Origin of the sequence: Azoarcus sp. TTM-91 (genome assembly GCF_012911025.1) — a bacterium.
GTDB lineage: Bacteria > Pseudomonadota > Gammaproteobacteria > Burkholderiales > Rhodocyclaceae > Azoarcus.
The window spans coordinates 1-18121 of record NZ_WUEI01000088.1; the positions used below are offsets into that span (position 1 = coordinate 1).

An 18121-nucleotide genomic window follows, 5' to 3' on the forward strand; every position below is an offset into this window, starting at 1 on the left:
ATTGTGGGCTCCTGTCTGTCGGCCCGGGCGGTTTGTGCCGCGGGCCGGGTGGTTCGCGTTCGGTGGGGTGGGCTCAGTGGCCCTCGTGGCTGCCGTGGCCTTGCGGCTTGCGTACCTGCATCTCCACCTTGCGACCGTCGGGTGAGCTGCCGGTCTGGGCCGGCGCGCGTGGCGCCGGCGCGGCTTCGCCAGTCCATTCACGGGCGATGGTGCCTTCCGGGTGGCGATACCAGCCGGGATCGCTGTAATCGCCCGGCTTCTGGTCGCGGCGCACCTTCAGCACCGAGAACATGCCGCCCATTTCCAGCGCGCCGAAGGGGCCGCGGCCGGCCATCATCGGCAAGGTGTTTTCCGGCAGCGGCATTTCCATCTCGGCCATGTCGGCCATGCCGCGCTCGCCCATCACCATGTAGTCCGGCACCAGCTTCTGGATTTTCTCCACCAGGCCGCGGTGATCCACGCCGATCATGGTCGGCACCTCGTGGCCCATGGCGTTCATGACGTGGTGGGACTTGTGGCAATGCAGCGCCCAGTCGCCCTCCTCGTCGGCGATGAACTCGATCTGCCGCATCTGGCCGACGCCGACGTCGGTGGTCACCTCAGGCCAGCGCGCGGCCCTGGGCACCGCGCCGCCGTCGGTGCCGGTGACTTCGAACTCGTGGCCGTGCAGGTGGATGGGGTGGTTGGTCATCGTCAGGTTGCCGATGCGGATGCGCACCCGGTCGCCGCGCCGCACGTTGAGGGTGTCGATGCCGGGGAAGGCGCGGCTGTTCCAGGTCCACAGATTGAACTCGGTCATGGTGTTCACCCGCGGGACGTAGCTGCCCGGCTCGATGTCGTAGGCGTTGATGAGGAAGCAGAAGTCGCGGTCCACCCGGGCGATGTCGGGGTTGCCGCCCTTGGGGTGGGTGATCCACAGGCCCATCATGCCCATCGCCATCTGCACCATTTCGTCGGCGTGCGGGTGGTACATGAAGGTGCCGGGGCGGCGGGCGGTGAATTCGTAGACGTAGGTCTTGCCCGGCGGGATCTGCGGCTGGGTGAGGCCGCCGACGCCGTCCATGCCGTTGGGCAGGCGCTGGCCATGCCAATGCACGGTGGTGTGTTCCGGCAAGCGGTTGGTGACGAAGACGCGCACCTTGTCGCCTTCCACCACCTCGATGGTGGGGCCGGGCGACTGGCCGTTGTAGCCCCACAGGCGGGCGACCATGCCGGGGGCGATCTCGCGCTCCACCGGCTCGGCGACGAGGTGGAATTCCTTCACCCCGCCGTTCATGCGCCAGGGCGCGCTCCAGCCGTTGAGGGTGACCACCGGGTCGTAGGGCCGGCCGGTGGATGGCCGCAGCGGCGGCGCGGTGGCGGCGCCTTGCTGGCTGGCGGGCTCGGGTAGGGCAGCGAGGGCGCCGCGGCCGACGGCGGCCGAGGCTGCGGCGGCGCCGATGAGGCCGGCGCGGGCGAGGAAGTGGCGTCTAGCGTTGCTCATGCGGGCGTCCTGTATCAGTGGCCGGCGGCGGCTTCGGCCGGTGCCGCCGCGGTGGTTTCGGTTTGCGGCAGCAGCGTGGGCGCACCCAGGCGCTCGGCCTGCAGCGCCGCGTCGGCGAGCCAGAAGTCGCGCTGGGCGTCCAGCGCCTGGGCGATGGCGGCCACCTGGCTGCGGGCGTCGGCGAGCAGCTCGAACACGCCGATCAGCATGCCGTTGTAGGCGTAGGCCATCTCCTCCGATACCCGCTTGCGCAGCGGCACCACCTCGTCGCGGTAGTGGCGTGCCAGCTGCCAGTTGCTGCGGTAGGCGGCGTAGCTTTCGCGCAGGCGGGAATGGGCTGCCACCGCGGCCTGGGCGTTACGGTTGAGGGCGGCGAGGTAGCGTGCCTCGGCGCCGGCGCGGCGGGCGTCGCCGAAATCGAATAGCGGCAGCGGCAGCTCGACTTCGTAGCCGCGCTGGGTGGACTTGCCGGTTTCGTCGTTCACCGCGCCGCCCAGGGTGAGGCCATCGACGATGCTGGTGACGCGGCTCACGCCGGCGTCGCGGGCGATGCGGTCGAGGTCGGCGCGCAGGATGCGCAGGTCCAGGCGCTGGTCCAGTCCGGCCTGGGTGCTTTCCTGCTCGCTCGCGATCTGCGCCGGCAGTTCCGGCAGGCGTTCCGGCAGGCGCAGCCGGGCGGCCTGCTCCGGCGGCAGGCCGAGCAGGCGCACCAGGGCTTCGCGGGCGGCCAGCGCCTGCTGGCGGGCACGGGTGGTTTCCGCCACCGCTTCGGCATGGAAAGCCTGTTCGCGGGATTGCTGCAGCAGGCTGAAGCTGCCGGTGGCGCGCATGCGGCGGGCGAGCTCCGCACCGGCCTCGGCGGCCTCGCCCACCTGCTCGCGGTAGCGCAGCGCCTGCTCCGCCGCCACCGCCCTTACCCAGGCTTGGCGGGCATCCGCCGCCTGCGTGACGAGGGTGGCGGAGAGCTGGGCGCGCAGGCGGTGCTGGGTGGATTCGGCCTGCTTCATCCGCGTCGGCAGCAGCACCAGGTCGAGCAGGGAGATGGACAGGCTGCGACCGATGTCCAACTCCGCCTCGCCGCCTTCGCGCCGTACCAGGCGCTCGAAGGCGAACACCGGGTTGGGCAGGCGGGCGCCGGCGGTGGCGTCGGCCGAGGCGGCGGCGCTGTCGGCCAGCAGGGCCTGGAAGGCCGGGCTGTAGCCGAGGGCGATGCGCACCGCGTCGTCCGCGCTCAGCGGCTGGGCCAGCATGTGTTCCACCGCGGCGGCGGTGTCGCGGCGGCTGGCGTCGTCGCGCAGCCACCGGGCTTCGGTGCCGCCATGCTCGCGGCCGAAGCGCGCGGCTTCGTCGAAATTGTCGTCCAGCGTCAGTGAGGCGCAGCCGCTGGCGAGCAGGGCGGCGGCGAGGGCCAGGGCGAGGGCGCGCGGCGTGCGGCGGCTCGGCTTGGGTGTCATGGGCGGGCCTCGTGGTCGTGGTGGGCATGGCCGCTGCCGTGTGAGCCGTGCGCAGCGGCGTCGTCGGCCGGAGCCAGCTGGCCGGCGTGGCCGCCGAGGCGGCCGGCTTCATCGTTGGCGGTGCGCCAGTCCTGCAGCGGGGCGTCGGCCGACCAGCGGCGGTAGTTTTCCAGCGCGGCGCCGGCCGGAGTCGTCGCCGCGGCTGAGGCTGGCGCGGCCGCATGGGCGTGGTCATGCTGCTGGGCGGCTGCCGGCAGGGCCAGCGCCAGGGCGGCGAGCGGCGGCAGGAGGAGGGCGGGCTTCATGCGCGGCGGACCTTGCGGCGAAGGAGATGGGGCGATGATGGCGGCCGCCGGCAAACCGCATCCTGACGCGGGGATTACATCTTTGTAATCTTGTCGGCCCCGCCGGCGGCGGGGGCAGAATGGCCGCCAACCGCCCCTTGCCGGGCAAGCGAGATGAAACCGTGAAGATCCTGATCGTCGAGGACGAACCCAAGACCGGCGACTACCTGAAGCAGGGCCTGTCCGAGGCCGGCTTCGTCGTGGACCTGCTGCGCGACGGCATCGACGGCCGCCATGCGGCGCTGAGCGAGAGCTGGGATCTGCTGATCCTGGACGTGATGCTGCCCGGCGCCAGCGGTTGGGAAATCCTGCGCGCGGTGCGTGCCGCCGGCCGCGATCTGCCGGTGCTCTTCCTTACCGCCCGCGACCAGGTCGAAGACCGGGTGAAGGGCCTGGAACTGGGCGCCGACGACTACCTGGTGAAGCCTTTCGCCTTCGCCGAGTTGCTCGCCCGGGTGCGTACCCTGCTGCGCCGGGGCAAGGCCCAGGCCACCGATGTGCTGCGCGCCGCCGACCTGGAACTGGACCTGATGCGCCGGCGCGCGGTGCGCGGCGGCCGCCGGGTGGAACTCACCGCCAAGGAGTTCGCCCTGCTGGAGCTCTTCATGCGGCGCCAGGGCGAGGTGCTGCCGCGCTCGCTGATCGCCTCCCAGGTGTGGGACATGAACTTCGACAGCGACACCAACGTGGTCGAGGTGGCGGTGCGCCGGCTGCGGATGAAGATAGACGACGGCTTCGAGCCCAAGCTGATCCGCACCCTGCGCGGCATGGGCTATGTGTTCGAGGCGCCGGAGGGGGCATGAGCGGCACGCTACAGCCGGCCTCATCGCGCCGGCCGCTATCCCTCACCGCGCGGCTGGCGCTGGTGTTCGCCGCCTTCGCCGCCAGCCTGCTGCTGGTGGTCGGGCTGGTGCTGGGCAAGGCGGTGGAGGACCACTTCGACGAGCTGGACGACCACGATCTCTCGGCCAAGCTGGCGATGATCGGCCACCTGCTCGGCCAGGTGGATTCCGAGGCGGCGCGGGAGGCGCTGCCGCGGCGGCTGGACGATGCCCTGGTCGGCCATGACACGGTGGCGGTGGAGCTGCGGGATGCCACCGGCCAGGTGTTCTATTCCGCCCGCGCCGCAAGCCTGGCCCAGCCGCATCGCCACGGCACGGAAAGCGGCTGGCGCAGCGAGGATCATCGCCTGATCGGTCGCGAGGCGGTGTTCACCATGCCGCTGCCGCAGCCACAGGCGGTGACGGCGCGGGTCGGGCTGGACATCTCCCATCACTTGCATTTCCTCGAAGCGGTGCGGCTGCGGCTGTGGTTCGGCATTTCGGTGGCGGCGCTGTGCGCCGGCGCGCTGGGCTGGCTGGCGGCGCGCAAGGGGCTGGCGCCGCTGGGTCGGGTGACCGCCACCGCGCGCGGCTTGTCGGCCCAGCGCCTGGGCGAGCGCCTGTCCGAGCGCGACGCGCCGGCCGAGGTGCTGGCGCTGGTGGAAGCCTTCAACGGCATGCTGGACCGCATCGAGGCGGCCTTCCGCCGGCTGTCGGAGTTCTCCGCCGACCTCGCCCACGAGTTGCGCACGCCCATCTCCAACCTGATGACCGAGACCCAGGTGGCGCTCAGCCGCAGCCGCGGCGCCGACGACTACCGCGAGGTGCTGGCCTCCAACCTGGAGGAGTTCGAGCGCATCGCCCGCATGGTGGGCGACATGCTCTTCCTCGCCCAGGCGGAGAACGGCCTGCTGCCGCGGCCGGCGGAAACGGTGGAGCTGGCCGACGAGGCGCGGGCGCTGGCGGATTTCTACGAGGCGCTGGCGGAGGAGCGGGACGTGGCCATCGCGGTGGCCGGCGCCGGCCGCGTCACCGGCGACCGCTTGATGCTGCGCCGCGCGCTGTCCAACCTGCTGTCCAACGCCCTGCGCCACGCCGAACGCGGCAGCACGGTGGAGATAGGCATCACCGAGGCCGGCGGCCGCGTCGCGCTGGCGGTGCGCAATGCCGGCGACGCCATTCCGCCGGAGCTGCTGCCGCGCCTGTTCGAGCGCTTCCACCGTGGCGGCGCGGCGCGCGAGCGCCACGGCGAGGGTGCCGGCCTGGGGTTGGCAATCACCCGCTCCATCGTCCAGGCCCACGGCGGCGAGGTGGAGGTCGAGTCCGCCGCCGGTCTCAGCACCTTCCGCCTGTTGTTGCCGGCGGTCTTGAACTCCGCCGCCACCCGCATACCCAATTCCACGATCAGCCCAGACGAGGCCCTCTCATGAAAACCGCTTTCCGTTCCCGTGCCCTTGCCGTGCTGCTGTGCGCCGGCACCGCGCTTCCCGCCTTCTCCGCCCTCGCCACCGAAACGGTGACCATGTACAAGGACCCCAACTGCGGCTGCTGCGGCAAGTGGGCGGAGCACATGCGCGCCAACGGCTTCGAGGTGAAGGAGGTGGCGAGCAGCCAGATGGCGGAAATCAAGCAGACCGCCGGCCTGCCTCCCAAGCTGGCTTCGTGCCACACTGCGAAGGTTGGCGGCTACGTGGTCGAAGGCCACGTACCGGCGGCGGATGTGAAGCGCCTGCTGGCGGAAAAGCCGGCGGTGGTCGGCATCTCCGCCCCCGGCATGCCGCAGGGCTCGCCGGGCATGGAGGGACCTTACCCGGCGGATCGCTACGAGGTGGTGAGCTTCGACCGCGACGGCAGGCAGGCGGTGTTCGCGCGGCACTAATTTCCGTCAGCGGGGTCCGCCACTCATGCACTCATCGTCGAACAGGAGGCCTTTATGTTTGCGCTCTCTCCCCGCCGCGTGCTGCTGCACACCTGCGCCGCGGTCCTACTCTCGGCCGCCGCGGTGGCGCCGGCGCTCGCCCAGCAGGACGACACGGTAACCGGCGACCGCGGCGGCGACATGGTGGCCGACCTGGTGATCGTGCGCCCGGTGGGCCTGGTCGCCAGCGTGCTGGGTACTGCCGGCTTCGTCATCTCGCTGCCCTTCACCCTGCTCAGCGGTTCGGTGGGGGAAAGCGCGCACGAGCTGGTCGGCAAGCCCTTCGAGTACACTTTCGCCCGCCCGCTGGGGGACTTCGACCACTGCGGACGCGAGCGCAGACCCTGCGGCCAGCGCTGACTTCCGCGTCCGCTTCGTCGCAGCACCTGGAAATCGCCCCGCAAGGGGCGATTTCCGTTTCCGGAAGCAATTTGTCACCGTATAGACGACTCAGGGCTGACTCTCCTGGCCGGGCCGTGATCTATGGCGCGGCCCGCCACCCGGCTTTCCGCGATCATGCGATGGCCTGCAGAGTCTGGCGATGTGGCCACCGGCGCAGCGGACGACGCGTCCGCCGTTCCGCCCCATGAGGGCTGATGGCCCCGCGGATGCACCGTGCCAACCTGATCGGATAATGATGAACACCATGCCTTCCCGGCCCCGCTATCGCGGCGGCTGGCCTGCTGGAGCCGTGCGATGAGTGCGCTCGACGCCTTCTTCGTCCTCGAGCCGGTTCCCCCCGAGCACCTGATCCACCCCAGCTACTCGCCCTGGCTGGTGCTGCTGTCGCTCGCCATCGCCACCTTCGCTTCCTGGATGGCGCTGCAGACGGTCGGGCTGGCGCGGCGCTCCACCAAGGGCAGCGTGCGCGCCATCATGCTCGCCACCGGCAGCTTCGCCCTGGGCGGCGGCGTGTGGGCGATGCACTTCGTCGGCATGCTGGCGGCGGACTTGTGCGTCACCGTGCATTACGATTTCGCCGTCACCCTGCTCTCCGCCCTGCCCAGCATGCTGGCCTCGGCGGTGGCGCTGAGCCTGCTGGTGCGCTCCGAGATCAACCGCGGCCAGCTGCTGTGGGGCGGCCTGCTGGTGGGCGCCGGCATCGGCGCCATGCACTACAGCGGCATGGAGGCGATGGAGATGGCGCCGCTGCTGCGCTACGACCCCTGGCTGTTCCTGCTCTCCATCGCCGTCGCCGTGGTCCTCGCCACCCTGTCGCTGTGGCTCAAGTTCCGCCTGCGCAGCCTGAGCCGGCGGGTGGGCGACAAGTGGGTGGTCATCGCTTCTGCCGTGGTCATGGGCATGGCCATCTCCGGCATGCACTACATGGGCATGATGGCCGCGCGCTTCATCGGTGCCGGCGAGGCCGGCGCCAACGTGTCCGGCAACGCCAACTTCCTCGCCATCATCATCGCCATGGGCACCATCCTGCTGACGGTGAAGGTGCTGGCGGCCAACGCGCTGCTGCGCCACCGCGAAATGCTGGCCGAGGTGGGCGACCGCGAGCTGCGCCTGCGCGCCATCATGGAGACCGCGGTGGACGCGGTGGTGACCATAGATGCCGCCGGGCTCATCCACGAGTTCAACGCCTCCGCCGAGCGCATTTTCGGCTGGCGGGCGGAGGAGGTCATCGGCCGCAATGTGAACATGCTGATGCCGGAACCTTTCCGCGCCGGCCATGACGGCTACCTCGCCTCCTACCTGCAAACCGGCGAGGCCAAGATCATCGGCAAGGGCCGGGAGGTGATCGGTCTGCGCAAGGACGGCAGCACGCTGCCGATGCGACTGGCCATCGGCCATGCCCGCCTGCCGGGGCAGGACCTGTTCGTCGGCTTCATCAGCGACATCTCCCAGCGCAAGCAGATGGAGCAGGCGCTGCGGGCGAGCGAGCAGCAGTACCGCTCGCTGATCACCAACATGCCGGGCATTTCCTACCGCTGCCGCTTCGATCATGACTGGAGCATGATCTTCATCAGCGACGCGGTGGAGACGCTGACCGGATACCCGGCCGACGAATTCGCCGGCCCCGGGCGCAAGCGCTGCTTCAACGACCTCATCCATCCGGACGACAGGGAAGTGGTGCGGCAGCAGGTGGAAGCCGCCCTCGGCCGCGGCCGCGACTTCGTCGTCGAATACCGCATCCTGCACCAGGACGGCAGCGTGCGCTGGATGTGGGAGCACGGCAGCGCCGAGAGCACCATCGACGAGGACGGCTCCATCTGGCTGGACGGCGTGATCCTGGACATCACCGCCCGCCGCGAGATGGAAGAAGCGCTGCGCCACGCCAAGGTGGCGGCCGAGCATGCGGCCGAGGCCAAGTCCGCCTTCCTCGCCAACATGAGCCACGAGATCCGCACGCCGATGAACGCCATCATCGGCTTCACCGAGGTGCTGCTGTGCGGCGAGCTGGCGCCGGAGCAACGCCGCCAGCTCGACATCGTGCGCGACTCGGCGCGTTCCCTGCTGCGCCTGCTCAATGACATCCTGGATACCGCCAAGCTGGAGCGCGGTGTGGTGGAGCTGGAGATGCTGGACTTCGACCTGCCCGAGCTGCTGGCCCAGCTGGTCGCCAGCCTGGGCGTGCAGGCGCGCGGCAAGGGGCTGGAGCTGGAACTGGTGCTGGACCCGGCGCTCGCCACCCACTACCTGGGCGATTCGCTGCGCATCCGCCAGGTGCTCACCAACCTCATCGGCAATGCCCTGAAATTCACCGAGCGTGGCCATGTCGTGGTGAGGGCGGCGGCTTGCCCCGGCGGCGTGCGCTTCGCGGTCGAGGACAGCGGCATCGGCATCGCCCCGGAGCGCCTGGCGCGCATCTTCGACCCCTTCACCCAGGCCGATGCCAGCATGAGCCGCCGCTTCGGCGGCACCGGGCTGGGCACCTCCATCAGCCAGCAGCTGGTGGAGCTGATGGGCGGCCGCATCGAGGTCGAGAGCATCCAGGGCAAGGGCAGCGTGTTCAGCTTCACCGTGCCGCTGGCGCCAGGCTCCGACCTGCGGCCGGAGGTGGTGGAGGAGGTGACGCTGCCGCCCTCGCGCATCTTGGCGGTGGACGATGTGCAGCAGAACCTGGAGCTGCTTGCCACCCTGCTGCAGCGCGCCGGGCACGAGGTGGTGACCACCGCCGACGGCGCCGAAGCGGTGACGATGGCCCGCACCCAGCACTTCGACCTCATCCTGATGGACCTGCACATGCCCGGCACCGACGGGCTGGAGGCCACCCGCCGCATCCGCGAGGACGAACGCCGCCTGGGCCGGCCGCGCACACCGGTGATCGCGCTGACCGCCAGCGTGCTGGAGGAAGACCGCCGCGCCGCCTCCAGCGCCGGCATGGACGGCTTCGCCGCCAAGCCGATCGACCTGGATCAGCTGTACGCCGAGGCCGCCCGCCTGATGGGGCTGGCCACCACGGTGCGCCGCACCCTGGTGCCGGCCGCGCGGCAGGAGGAGGCGCTGGACCTGCAGCGGGCCTTGCGGCTGTGGGGCGACCTTGCCGCCTACCGCACAGCCCTGCAGCGCTTCGCCGCCGACAACGCCATGCTGCCGGCGCAGCTGCAGCAGCACCTGGACCTGCAGCAGGCCGAAGCGGCCGGCCAGTTGGCCCACCGTGCCCGCGGCGTGGCGGCCAACCTCGGCGCGGAGGCGGTCGCCCGCCTGCTCGGCGACATCGAGCGCGCCCTGCGGCTGAAGGAGAACGCGCCTTTCGGCACCTGGCTGGCCGAGCTGGAACGCCTGCTGCGCCAGCTCGGTCGCGAGGCTGCGGCGATGGAGGAAGAGGAGCCGGCGGCGATGGCCGGCGGTGAACCGCCGGACGTGGCGGAGCTGATGCCGCTGCTCAAGCGCCTGCGCGACGAACTGAAGCGCGGCGCGCTGGACGACGGCCTGGTCCGCCGCATCCGCGAGGGCATGAGTGGGCGCGCCTGGGCAAACGACTACGCGGTGGTGGAATACGACATGGGCGACTTCGATTTCGATCGCGCCGCAGAAGGGCTGGAAAGAATGTTGCAGCAGATGGGCGAAGCCGCCGGGAGCAAGGCCTCATGATGACTTCCTCCGAAATCAGGGATGAACGGCCGGTGGTGCTGTGCGTGGACGACGAGCCCACCAACCTCCAGGTCTTGCGCCAGGTGCTGCAGCAGGATTACCGCCTGCTGTTCGCCCGCGATGGCGCCCGCGCGCTGGAGCTGGCGGCCGCCGAGCGGCCGGCGCTGATCCTGCTCGACGTGATGATGCCCGGCATGACCGGCTATCAGGTCTGCAGCGCCCTCAAGGCGGATGCCGCCGTGGCCGCGATTCCGGTCATCTTCGTCACCGCCCTCAGCGAGATGGATGACGAGGCCCGCGGCTTCGAGGTTGGCGCGGTGGACTACATCGTCAAGCCGCTGCGGCCGGCCATCGTCCGCGCCCGGGTGCGCACCCATCTCTCGCTGGTGCGGGTGGAGGAACTGCGGGAAACCCGGCTGCAGATCATCCAGCGCCTCGGCCTCGCCGCCGAGTACAAGGACAACGAGACCGGCCTCCACGTCATCCGCATGAGCCACTACAGCCGCCTGCTGGCGCTGGCCTGCGGCTGGTCGGAGGCCAGCGCCGACGACCTCTTCCATGCCGCGCCCATGCACGACATCGGCAAGATCGGCGTGCCCGACAGCATCCTGCGCAAGAACGGCGCGCTGACGCCGGAGGAGTGGGACGTGATGCGCGGCCATGTGGACATCGGCGCCCGCATCATCGGCGAGCACGACGGCGGCTTGCTCGCCATGGCGGCCGTCATCGCCCGCTCCCACCACGAGAAATGGGACGGCAGCGGCTATCCGCAAGGCCTGGCCGGCGAGGCCATCCCCATCGAAGGCCGCATCGTCGCCATTGCCGATGTGTTCGACGCCCTCACTAGCGTGCGCCCCTACAAGCCGGCCTGGCCGGTGGAGGACGCCTGCGCGCTGCTGCGCGAGCAGCGCGGCCGCCACTTCGATCCCGAGCTGGTGGACCGCTTCCTCGACTGCCTGCCGGAAGTGCTCGAGGTGAAGGCGCGCTGGGCCGAGACCGCGGCCTGAGGCCGCCGCGCTTGCACCTCCGGCCGCTGAGGTTGCCCCCGGGCGCTTCGCCGCGGTTTGCAGCCGGGCATCCCTGCGCCTAAAGTCAGACGTAAGGTCGCCGCCGCCTGCGCCGCTCGGTGGCCAGTCAATAGAGGTGAGGAAGCGAAGCCATGTCCGCCACCGCCGGGTCGTGCGTTTTCCGCCTGCCGCAGCTGATGCTGGGCGCGGCCCTGCTGCTGTTCTCCATCACCGCCGTGGCCCAGGCCCGCCTGGCCGACGCGGTTGCTTCCTGCGCCATCACCCCTTCGACGGCCTCCTGTGGCACGCCGGCCCAGGCCGCAAGCGCCGTTCCGGCAGCGCCCCCGACGCAGGACGAGGCTGCCCGGCCCACCGTCTGGCGCAACGCGCCGCTGGCGGGTCTTCTCGCCTTTCAGCCGGTGGTGACGCTCAACCAGGCGGCGCCCAGCGTGGGCGCTTCCATGTTGCCCGCCGGCTGGCCGGCGGAAGGCATGCCATCGCCGCTGCCGATGCTGTTGCCGCTGGTGCTGCTGGGCGTGCTGGCGATTGCCGCTGCGTGGGGGTATGCCGGCTGGCGCAGGCGCCGCCAGGCTGACAGCCTGCCGCCGCTGTCGCTGCCGGCTCAGGGCCTGGTGGCGGCCTTGGGGCGGTCGGTGGGCGGCATGGCCGAGCGCCAGGAGCAGAGCCTGGAGGCGCGGCGCGCTGAAATCGCCGGTGCGGCGGCGGAGTTGCGCGAGCTCGCGGCCCAGACCCGGCTGATGGCGTTGAACGCCCGCACCGAAGCGGCCTGCGCCGGCCCCGGCGGCCTGCCGATGGCGCGGGCGGCGGAGCGGGTGGACCGGCTGGCTTGCCAGGTGGCGCGTACCGCGCAGGAGATCGGCCAGGCCATCGCGGTGCTGGAGGGTGAGGTCGGCGAGCCGCCGGCAGAGGCGCGGGCAGCCGAAGGCTGGCCGGCGGGAATCGCGCTGGCGCGGGTGCACGAAGCCGCGCTGGCGACCCGCGAGCAGGGCGGCGGCAGCGAGGCGGCGGCGCGCAAGCTGGAGAGTGTCGCCCGCATCATCGAGCAGGTCACCGCGTCGCTGCATCAGACGGCGGCGGCGCTGAACGAGGCGACCGGGCAGGCGCGGCATTGAGGGGACGGAAGTTCGAGCGCCGTCCCCCTTTCCCCCGGACGGGCAAAAGGAGGTGCCCTGGGTATGAAGGCCGGCCGGCTCCAGCCCTGATGCAGGCCGATTGCGGCCAGCAGGCTTACTGCTCGATCAGCGAAGCCGGGCCCGGCTGACCCAACTTCAACCGGCCGCCACCGTGTCCGTCTGCCGCTTCAGCAGCGCAGTCAGCCAGCGCTTGGCGTCCCGCTGGGTGCGTTCCTCGGTGAGGCGCTGGCACAGCGAATCCGCCACTTCCTCGAAGCTCAGCGTGCGTTCCGGGTTGATGGCGTCACAGCGCACCAGGTGGAAGCCGAGTTCGGACTCCACCGGCGCCGACAGCTCCCCCGGCTGCAGCGCGAACAGCACTTCATCCAGCTCCGGGTAGAGATGGCCGCGCGGCACCTCGCCCAGCAGGCCGCCGTTGAGCGCGGTGGGGCACTCGGAGTGCTTGGCCGCCTGCTCTTCGAAGCGCTCCGGCTTGTTGCCCAGCCGGCGGGCGATCTCCTTGATGCGGTGCTGCACCCGCTCGCGGGTGTTGTCGGTGTAGTCCTCGTTCACCGTGATCAGGATGTGGCGGGCGGTGCGGCGCTCCGGGCTGTGGAAGCGCTCGCGATGGTTGAGGTAGAAGATCTCCGCCTCGGTGCGGCCGACCTCGCCGGCGCGCGAGCCGACGCGGGATAGCACCGCCTCCACCAGCAGGTCGCGCTGCAGCGCGGCGCTGAGGGCGGTCTCGCTGAGGCCGACGGCGTCCATCGCGGCGTTGAAGGCTTCCACTTCCGGGAAGCTGCCGCGGATCTCTTCCAGCGAGTTGGCCACCGCGTCCGGTGCCAGGCATACGCCCTGGGCTTCGTCGCTGGCGAGTACCACGGCTTCGATCTGTACATAGCGCCGGGCAACGGATTGCACCCGTTCCCGGTCGGCGCCTTCCAGCGAGCTGGCGTCGCGGCCGAACAGGGCGAGGGCGGCTTTCAGTTCGTAGTAGGCGGTGTTGCTCATCGCTTCATGCTCCCGGAGCTTGCTGTACGGCCGCCATGCAGGCGGCGCGGTGAAGAAGGGTGTTCATGCGCTTTCCTCTTCGTCGGCGTCCGCGTCGTCCTGGGCAGAGAGCTGGCGCTTGCGCACCGGCGGCGCCGGCAGGGGTTCGAGCGAGGCTTCGGGAATGCAGAGGAAGCGGTTGGGAAAGGAGACGTGGTAATGCACGCCGCCGGGCATGTCGCGCAGCACGCGGATGACCTCGCCCACCGTGCCCTTGGGCACGACGACCTCGCCATCCACCGCGAAGCTGCGGCCGGCGAGCACTTTCTCGCGCGACTCGTAGCGGCTGGGGTTCCAGGCTTCGTCTGCGCCGATCAGCTCTTCCTGGCGGCAGCCGACGATGCGGTCGATCTCGAGGAAATGCACGGTGTAGATGATCTGGTCCTGCAGGAAGGTGCCGATCTCGATCACCGTGCCTATGCTGCCGCGGCGCACCAGCAGTTCGCCGACGTCCATGCCGGGGAAGGTGCCGTCGTCGCGCACATTGCGGGTGACGCGAACGCGGTCACCGTAGTCGAACTCGGGGCGCATGGTCGGCGGGGCTCCTGTGCTTGCCTTGCGTGGGTCAGCGCTTGACGTCGCCGAGGGAGACGAAAGCGGTGCCGCTGGCCTTCTTGAACACCGCGAAGACCTTCTCGGTGACCGCGTCGGAGGTGGTGAAGTCCTGGTAGGCGAGTTCCAGGAAGCGCTTGTTGTGGGCGCGCACCGTGTCTTCGTCGTCCGTTTCGGGGGCGTTGTGGGCGAGGTAGTCGTGGAAGCGCTGCAGGATGTGCAGGCGGTTCACATGCACCACAGCCGGGTCGTAGGCGACGCCGAAGTAGTTCAGGAAGTCTTCGGCGGACGAGAGTTCTTCCATTGCTTCGTCCAGGGTGAGTTCGTCCATGAGGGGCTCCGGTTGGCTGTCAGTTGACGGGGGCGACGATGAGGGGTGGATCGATTTCGGCGGCGCGGGCGATGTCGAGCAGGGCCTTGCCGCCCATGCGGTCGGCGTCGTCCACCCGCACCAGGGTTTCCAGCAGGCACACCGCGTCGTGGATCTGGCCCAGGCGCAGCTTGATGTAGGCGGCGGCCTTGAGGGCGGAGAGATAGAAGCGGGTCAGCGTCATCGACTCGCGGGCGGCGGCCACGATCAGCGCCTCGTTCAGGCCCTGGCCGTCCGCCGGCAGGCCGACGCGGGCGCCGCTGACGGCGATGGAGCGCCAGACGATGGCTTCCGACTTGTCCATCTGGTGGCGGTAGAAGTGGTAGCGATAGAGCGCCACCAGCACCATCAAGTGGTCCGGCGCGGCCTCGGCGGCCCGGGCCAGCAGACCCTCGGCTTCCGGCTCGCCGTAGCAGGCGCCGGCGCCTTCGATCAGCTCCAGCACGCCCTCGGGCAGCGGGTCGTCGAAGTACAGCGGTTGCGGGTCGAAATGCAGCAGATCCATCACTTCACCTCGGCGGTCTCGGGTTGGCAGGCACAGGTGGGACAGGCGCCATCGGTGTTGGCGTTGCAGTCGACCGCGCCCTGCGCCAGCAGCGGCACCACCGCGTGGGCGGCGGGCGCGGAGGCGGCGGCGCGCAGCCCGGCCAGCTCGGATTCCAGCGATTTGATACGGTCCACCAGGCAGTTCAGCGTGTGCCCGACCGGGTCCGGCAGCAGGTGATGGTCGAGGTTGAGTTCGTCGGTAGCGGCCAGGATGGGGGCTTCGCGCCTCACCACCCGGGCAGGGATGCCGACCACCGTGCGGTCGGCCGGCACGTTCTTCACCACCACCGAGTTGGCGCCCACCCGCACCCGCGGGCCTATGGTGATGGCGCCGAGGATCTTGGCGCCGGCGCCGACCACCACATGGTCGCCCAGCGTGGGATGGCGCTTGCCCGGGTTCCAGGTGGTGCCGCCCAGGGTGACGCCGTGGTACAGGGTGACGTCGTCGCCGATCTCGGCGGTTTCGCCCACCACCACGCCGGCACCGTGGTCGATGAAGAAGCGGCGGCCGATGCGGGCGCCGGGGTGGATGTCCACATTGGTGAACACCCGCGCCAGGAAGCTCACCAGCCGGGCAGGGTAGCGCCAACCGCGGCGCCACAGGGCATGGGCGATGCGGTGGGACATCACCGCATGCACGCCGGGGTAGGTGGTGAGCACTTCCCAGGCGGTGCGCGCGGCGGGGTCGCGGCCGAAGACGCAGCGCACGTCCTCGCGCAGCAGGGCGAACAGGCCCGGCTCGGCTGATTCTCCAGTCATGGCGGCGGATTTCGTGTTCATGGCATCAGGCTCCGGCCAACGGCAGGCCGTCCGCCTCCAGGCGGGCGTGCAGGCCGGGCAGCAGGTCGGCGGGCCGGGTGCTGCTGGCACGCAGTTCAGCATGGAAGGCGAGCAGGTCGGCGCTGTCCGGCGTGCGCTTGGCCTGGCTGGCGAAGTCGCGGATGCGGGCCAGCAGGCAGGCGGTCTCGGCGTCGCTCAGGGCGATGCCCAGCGCGGCGTAGGCGGTGACCACGCCGCGGCCGCCGGAGTGCTTGCCCAGCAGCAGGCGGTGGCTGCGGCCGAGCAGGGCGGGATCTATGCCCTGGTAGTTGGCCGGGTCCTTCAGCAGGCCATCCACGTGGATGCCGGCCTCGTGGGTGAATACGCCCTCGCCGACCACGCTCTTGTGCCAGCCCACCGGCCGGCCGGAGGCGCGGGCCACCGCCTGGGAGGCATCCAGCAGGCGGCGGAAGTCGATCAACTCGCCGACGCCGTGGAACTGGCGCAGGCCGAGGGCGACCTCTTCCAGCGCGGCGTTGCCGGCGCGCTCGCCCAGGCCGTTCACCGTGGTGTTCACATGCGTGGCGCCGGCACGCACCGCCGCCAGGGTGTTGGCGGTGGCCAGTCCGAGGTCGTCATGGGCGTGCATCTCCAGCTCCAGCGTACAGGCGGCACGCAGGGCGGCGATGGCTTCGTAGGTGGCGAAGGGGTCCAGCACGCCCAGGGTGTCGGCGAAGCGGAAGCGGCGGGCGCCGGCGGCCTCGGCGGCCTGCACGACTTCGGTGAGAAAGGCCGGGTCGGCGCGGGAGGCATCCTCGCCGCCGACGCCGATGTCGAAGCCGGCCTCGCGCGCCACCGGCACCCAGCGGGCGATGCGCGCCAATACCTCGTCGCGGTCGGCGCCCAGCTTGTGCCGGATCTGCTGGTCGGAAACCGGCACCGACAGTTCCAGCATGTGCACCGGCAGGCTGCGGCAGGCGTCGATGTCCTTGCCGGTGAGCCGGCCCCAGACGATGAGCCGGGTGTCGTGGCCGGCGTCGGCCAGGGTGGCGGCCATGGCGCGGATGTCGCCGGCCTCCTCCGCGCCCATGGCGGGGATGCCGATCTCCAGCTCCGGCACCCCGATCTCGGCAAGGATGCGGGCGATCTCGCACTTCTCGGCGCGGGTGAAGGCCACCCCCGCCGATTGTTCGCCGTCGCGCAGCGTCGTGTCGTCGATCACCACTGTGGCAGCCATGGCCGCTTTCTCCTGGGCGTGGATCAGGCGTAGGTGGGGGCGAAGGCCTTTTCCGGGTCCGTCACCGGCCCGTTCTCGCCCCAGTAGGGCGACAGCTTGCGCAGCTGGGCGATGATGGGCGGCACCGCGGCGATCACGCGGTCGATCTCCGTCTCGGTGTTCTCGTGCGACAGCGAGAAGCGGATGGTGCCGTGGGCGGCGGTGTAGGGAATGCCCATCGCCCGCATCACGTGCGAGGGTTCCAGCGAGCCGGAGGTGCAGGCGGAGCCGGAGGAGGCGGCGATGCCCTGCTTGTTCAGCAGCATCAGGATGGCCTCGCCTTCCACGTATTCGAAGGCGATGTTCAGCGTGTTGGGCAGGCGGTTGTCCACATCGCCGGTGGCGAAGGCGTGCGGCACGGCGGAGAGGATGCCGGCCTGCAGCTTGTCGCGCAGGGCGCGCACATAGGTGTTCTCCAGCTCCATGCGCTCCAGCGCCAGCTCGGCGGCCACGCCCAGGCCGATGATGGAGGGCACGTTCTCGGTGCCGGCACGGCGGCCGCGCTCCTGGCCGCCGCCGCGCAGCAGCGGACGGAAACGGGCGCCGCGGCGCAGGTACAGGGCGCCTATGCCCTTGGGCGCGTGCAGCTTGTGGCCGGACATGGAGAGCATGTCGATGGCGGAGTTGGCCAGGTCCAGCGGAATCTTGCCCACCGCCTGCACCGCGTCGGTGTGGAACAGGATGCCGGCGGCGTGCGCCATCTCGGCCATCTGCTTCACCGGGAAGTAGGTGCCGGTTTCGTTGTTGGCCCACATCACCGACACCACCGCCACTTTGTCGGACAGCAGCGCGGCGTACTCGTCCAGGTTCAGCCGGCCCTTGCCGTCCACTTTCAGGCGGTGGATGGTGTAGCCCTCTTTTTCCAGCTGGTCGCACAGGTGCAGCACCGCATGGTGCTCCACCATGGTGGTGATGATTTCCTTGCGCTCAGGGTTGGCCTTGAGCGCCGACAGGATGGCGGTGTTGTCCGCCTCGGTGCCGCCGGCGGTGTAGATGATCTCGGAGTCGTACTCCGCCCCCAGCAGCTTCTGCAGCGAGGCCCGGGCGCTTTTCACCGCGTGGCCGACCTTGGCGCCGAAGCTGTGCATGGACGAGGGGTTGCCGAACTGCTCGGTGAAGTAGGGCAGCATGGCCGCGACCGCTTCCGGCGCGCAGCGGGTGGTGGCGTTGTTGTCGAGGTAGATCGGGGTCGGGCTGGGGATGCTCATCATGCTCTCCGCTGGGCTGCGCCGCGCCGGTCCGGGGTGGCCGGCCTGTGCGGTGCAGAGGCTGTGTCGCTGGCGGTCGCGGGGTGGCGCCGCCGGTGTCTGGCCTGCCCCGCCCGCCAGGGGTGGGGCAGGGGGGAGTCGGTCAGGCGGGCAGGG

Annotated in this window: 17 protein-coding genes; 7 read left to right on the forward strand and 10 right to left on the reverse strand. The window is 70.6% G+C overall.

All coding sequences use genetic code 11. The features are described 5' to 3' along the window. Positions 1-73: 73 nt before the first annotated feature. Genes GRF61_RS18445 through GRF61_RS18455 form a run of 3 tightly spaced genes read right to left on the reverse strand, consistent with a single transcriptional unit; the run spans position 74 to position 3242 of the window. A complete protein-coding gene (locus tag GRF61_RS18445; protein WP_169152091.1) occupies positions 74-1483 on the reverse strand; it encodes a copper oxidase in 1410 nt (469 codons plus the stop codon). A 14-nt stretch (positions 1484-1497) separates the two neighbouring features. Beyond that, complete coding sequence (locus GRF61_RS18450) at positions 1498-2937, reverse strand: TolC family protein (protein ID WP_169152092.1); 1440 nt, start codon at positions 2935-2937, stop codon at positions 1498-1500. Then, the gene (locus tag GRF61_RS18455; protein ID WP_169152093.1) at positions 2934-3242 is read right to left on the reverse strand and encodes a hypothetical protein; all 309 of its coding nucleotides are present in this window, start codon (positions 3240-3242) and stop codon (positions 2934-2936) included. Before GRF61_RS18455 ends, GRF61_RS18450 begins: the two co-directional genes overlap by 4 nt. Before the next feature lie 161 nt (positions 3243-3403). Between GRF61_RS18455 and GRF61_RS18460 the strand changes: the two genes are divergently transcribed. From GRF61_RS18460 to GRF61_RS18490, 7 genes are all read left to right on the forward strand, one after another. Further along, complete coding sequence (locus GRF61_RS18460; RefSeq protein ID WP_169152104.1) at positions 3404-4084, forward strand: heavy metal response regulator transcription factor; 681 nt, start codon at positions 3404-3406, stop codon at positions 4082-4084. Beyond that, positions 4081-5532 (forward strand): heavy metal sensor histidine kinase, encoded by a 1452-nt coding sequence (locus GRF61_RS18465; RefSeq protein ID WP_169152094.1) that lies wholly within the window; start codon positions 4081-4083, stop codon positions 5530-5532. Before GRF61_RS18460 ends, GRF61_RS18465 begins: the two co-directional genes overlap by 4 nt. Continuing rightward, positions 5529-5981 carry a DUF411 domain-containing protein gene (locus tag GRF61_RS18470; protein ID WP_169152095.1) on the forward strand — a complete coding sequence of 151 codons (453 nt, stop codon included), beginning with the start codon at positions 5529-5531 and terminating at the stop codon, positions 5979-5981. Before GRF61_RS18465 ends, GRF61_RS18470 begins: the two co-directional genes overlap by 4 nt. A 54-nt stretch (positions 5982-6035) precedes the next feature. Further along, entirely contained in the window at positions 6036-6380 is a 345-nt protein-coding gene (locus GRF61_RS18475; RefSeq protein WP_169152096.1) for a hypothetical protein, read from the forward strand. 336 nt (positions 6381-6716) lie between these two features. After that, entirely contained in the window at positions 6717-10064 is a 3348-nt protein-coding gene (locus GRF61_RS18480) for a PAS domain S-box protein (protein WP_211166072.1), read from the forward strand. Then, positions 10061-11071, forward strand: a complete 1011-nt coding sequence (locus GRF61_RS18485) for an HD domain-containing phosphohydrolase (RefSeq protein WP_248281325.1) — start codon at positions 10061-10063, stop codon at positions 11069-11071. Before GRF61_RS18480 ends, GRF61_RS18485 begins: the two co-directional genes overlap by 4 nt. 152 nt (positions 11072-11223) lie before the next feature. Continuing rightward, positions 11224-12204 carry a hypothetical protein gene (locus GRF61_RS18490; protein WP_169152097.1) on the forward strand — a complete coding sequence of 327 codons (981 nt, stop codon included), beginning with the start codon at positions 11224-11226 and terminating at the stop codon, positions 12202-12204. Between the two features lie 156 nt (positions 12205-12360). Here GRF61_RS18490 and nifM read toward each other — a convergent pair whose 3' ends face one another. From nifM to nifS, 7 genes are all read right to left on the reverse strand, one after another. After that, positions 12361-13215, reverse strand: a complete 855-nt coding sequence (gene nifM, locus GRF61_RS18495) for a nitrogen fixation protein NifM (RefSeq protein WP_169152098.1) — start codon at positions 13213-13215, stop codon at positions 12361-12363. A gap of 63 nt (positions 13216-13278) precedes the next feature. Continuing rightward, positions 13279-13785, reverse strand: a complete 507-nt coding sequence (locus GRF61_RS18500; protein WP_133589980.1) for a nitrogen fixation protein NifZ — start codon at positions 13783-13785, stop codon at positions 13279-13281. A 34-nt stretch (positions 13786-13819) separates the two neighbouring features. Then, positions 13820-14137 (reverse strand): nitrogenase-stabilizing/protective protein NifW, encoded by a 318-nt coding sequence (locus GRF61_RS18505; RefSeq protein ID WP_169152099.1) that lies wholly within the window; start codon positions 14135-14137, stop codon positions 13820-13822. A 19-nt stretch (positions 14138-14156) separates the two neighbouring features. Continuing rightward, positions 14157-14681, reverse strand: a complete 525-nt coding sequence (locus GRF61_RS18510; protein WP_169152100.1) for a hypothetical protein — start codon at positions 14679-14681, stop codon at positions 14157-14159. After that, the gene (gene cysE / locus GRF61_RS18515) at positions 14681-15502 is read right to left on the reverse strand and encodes a serine O-acetyltransferase (RefSeq protein ID WP_169152101.1); all 822 of its coding nucleotides are present in this window, start codon (positions 15500-15502) and stop codon (positions 14681-14683) included. Before cysE ends, GRF61_RS18510 begins: the two co-directional genes overlap by 1 nt. A 4-nt stretch (positions 15503-15506) precedes the next feature. Beyond that, on the reverse strand, positions 15507-16718 hold the full coding sequence (gene nifV, locus GRF61_RS18520) for a homocitrate synthase (RefSeq protein WP_169152102.1): 1212 nt from the start codon (positions 16716-16718) through the stop codon (positions 15507-15509). 23 nt (positions 16719-16741) lie between these two features. Continuing rightward, complete coding sequence (nifS, locus tag GRF61_RS18525) at positions 16742-17965, reverse strand: cysteine desulfurase NifS (protein ID WP_169152103.1); 1224 nt, start codon at positions 17963-17965, stop codon at positions 16742-16744. Positions 17966-18121 lie beyond the last annotated feature (156 nt).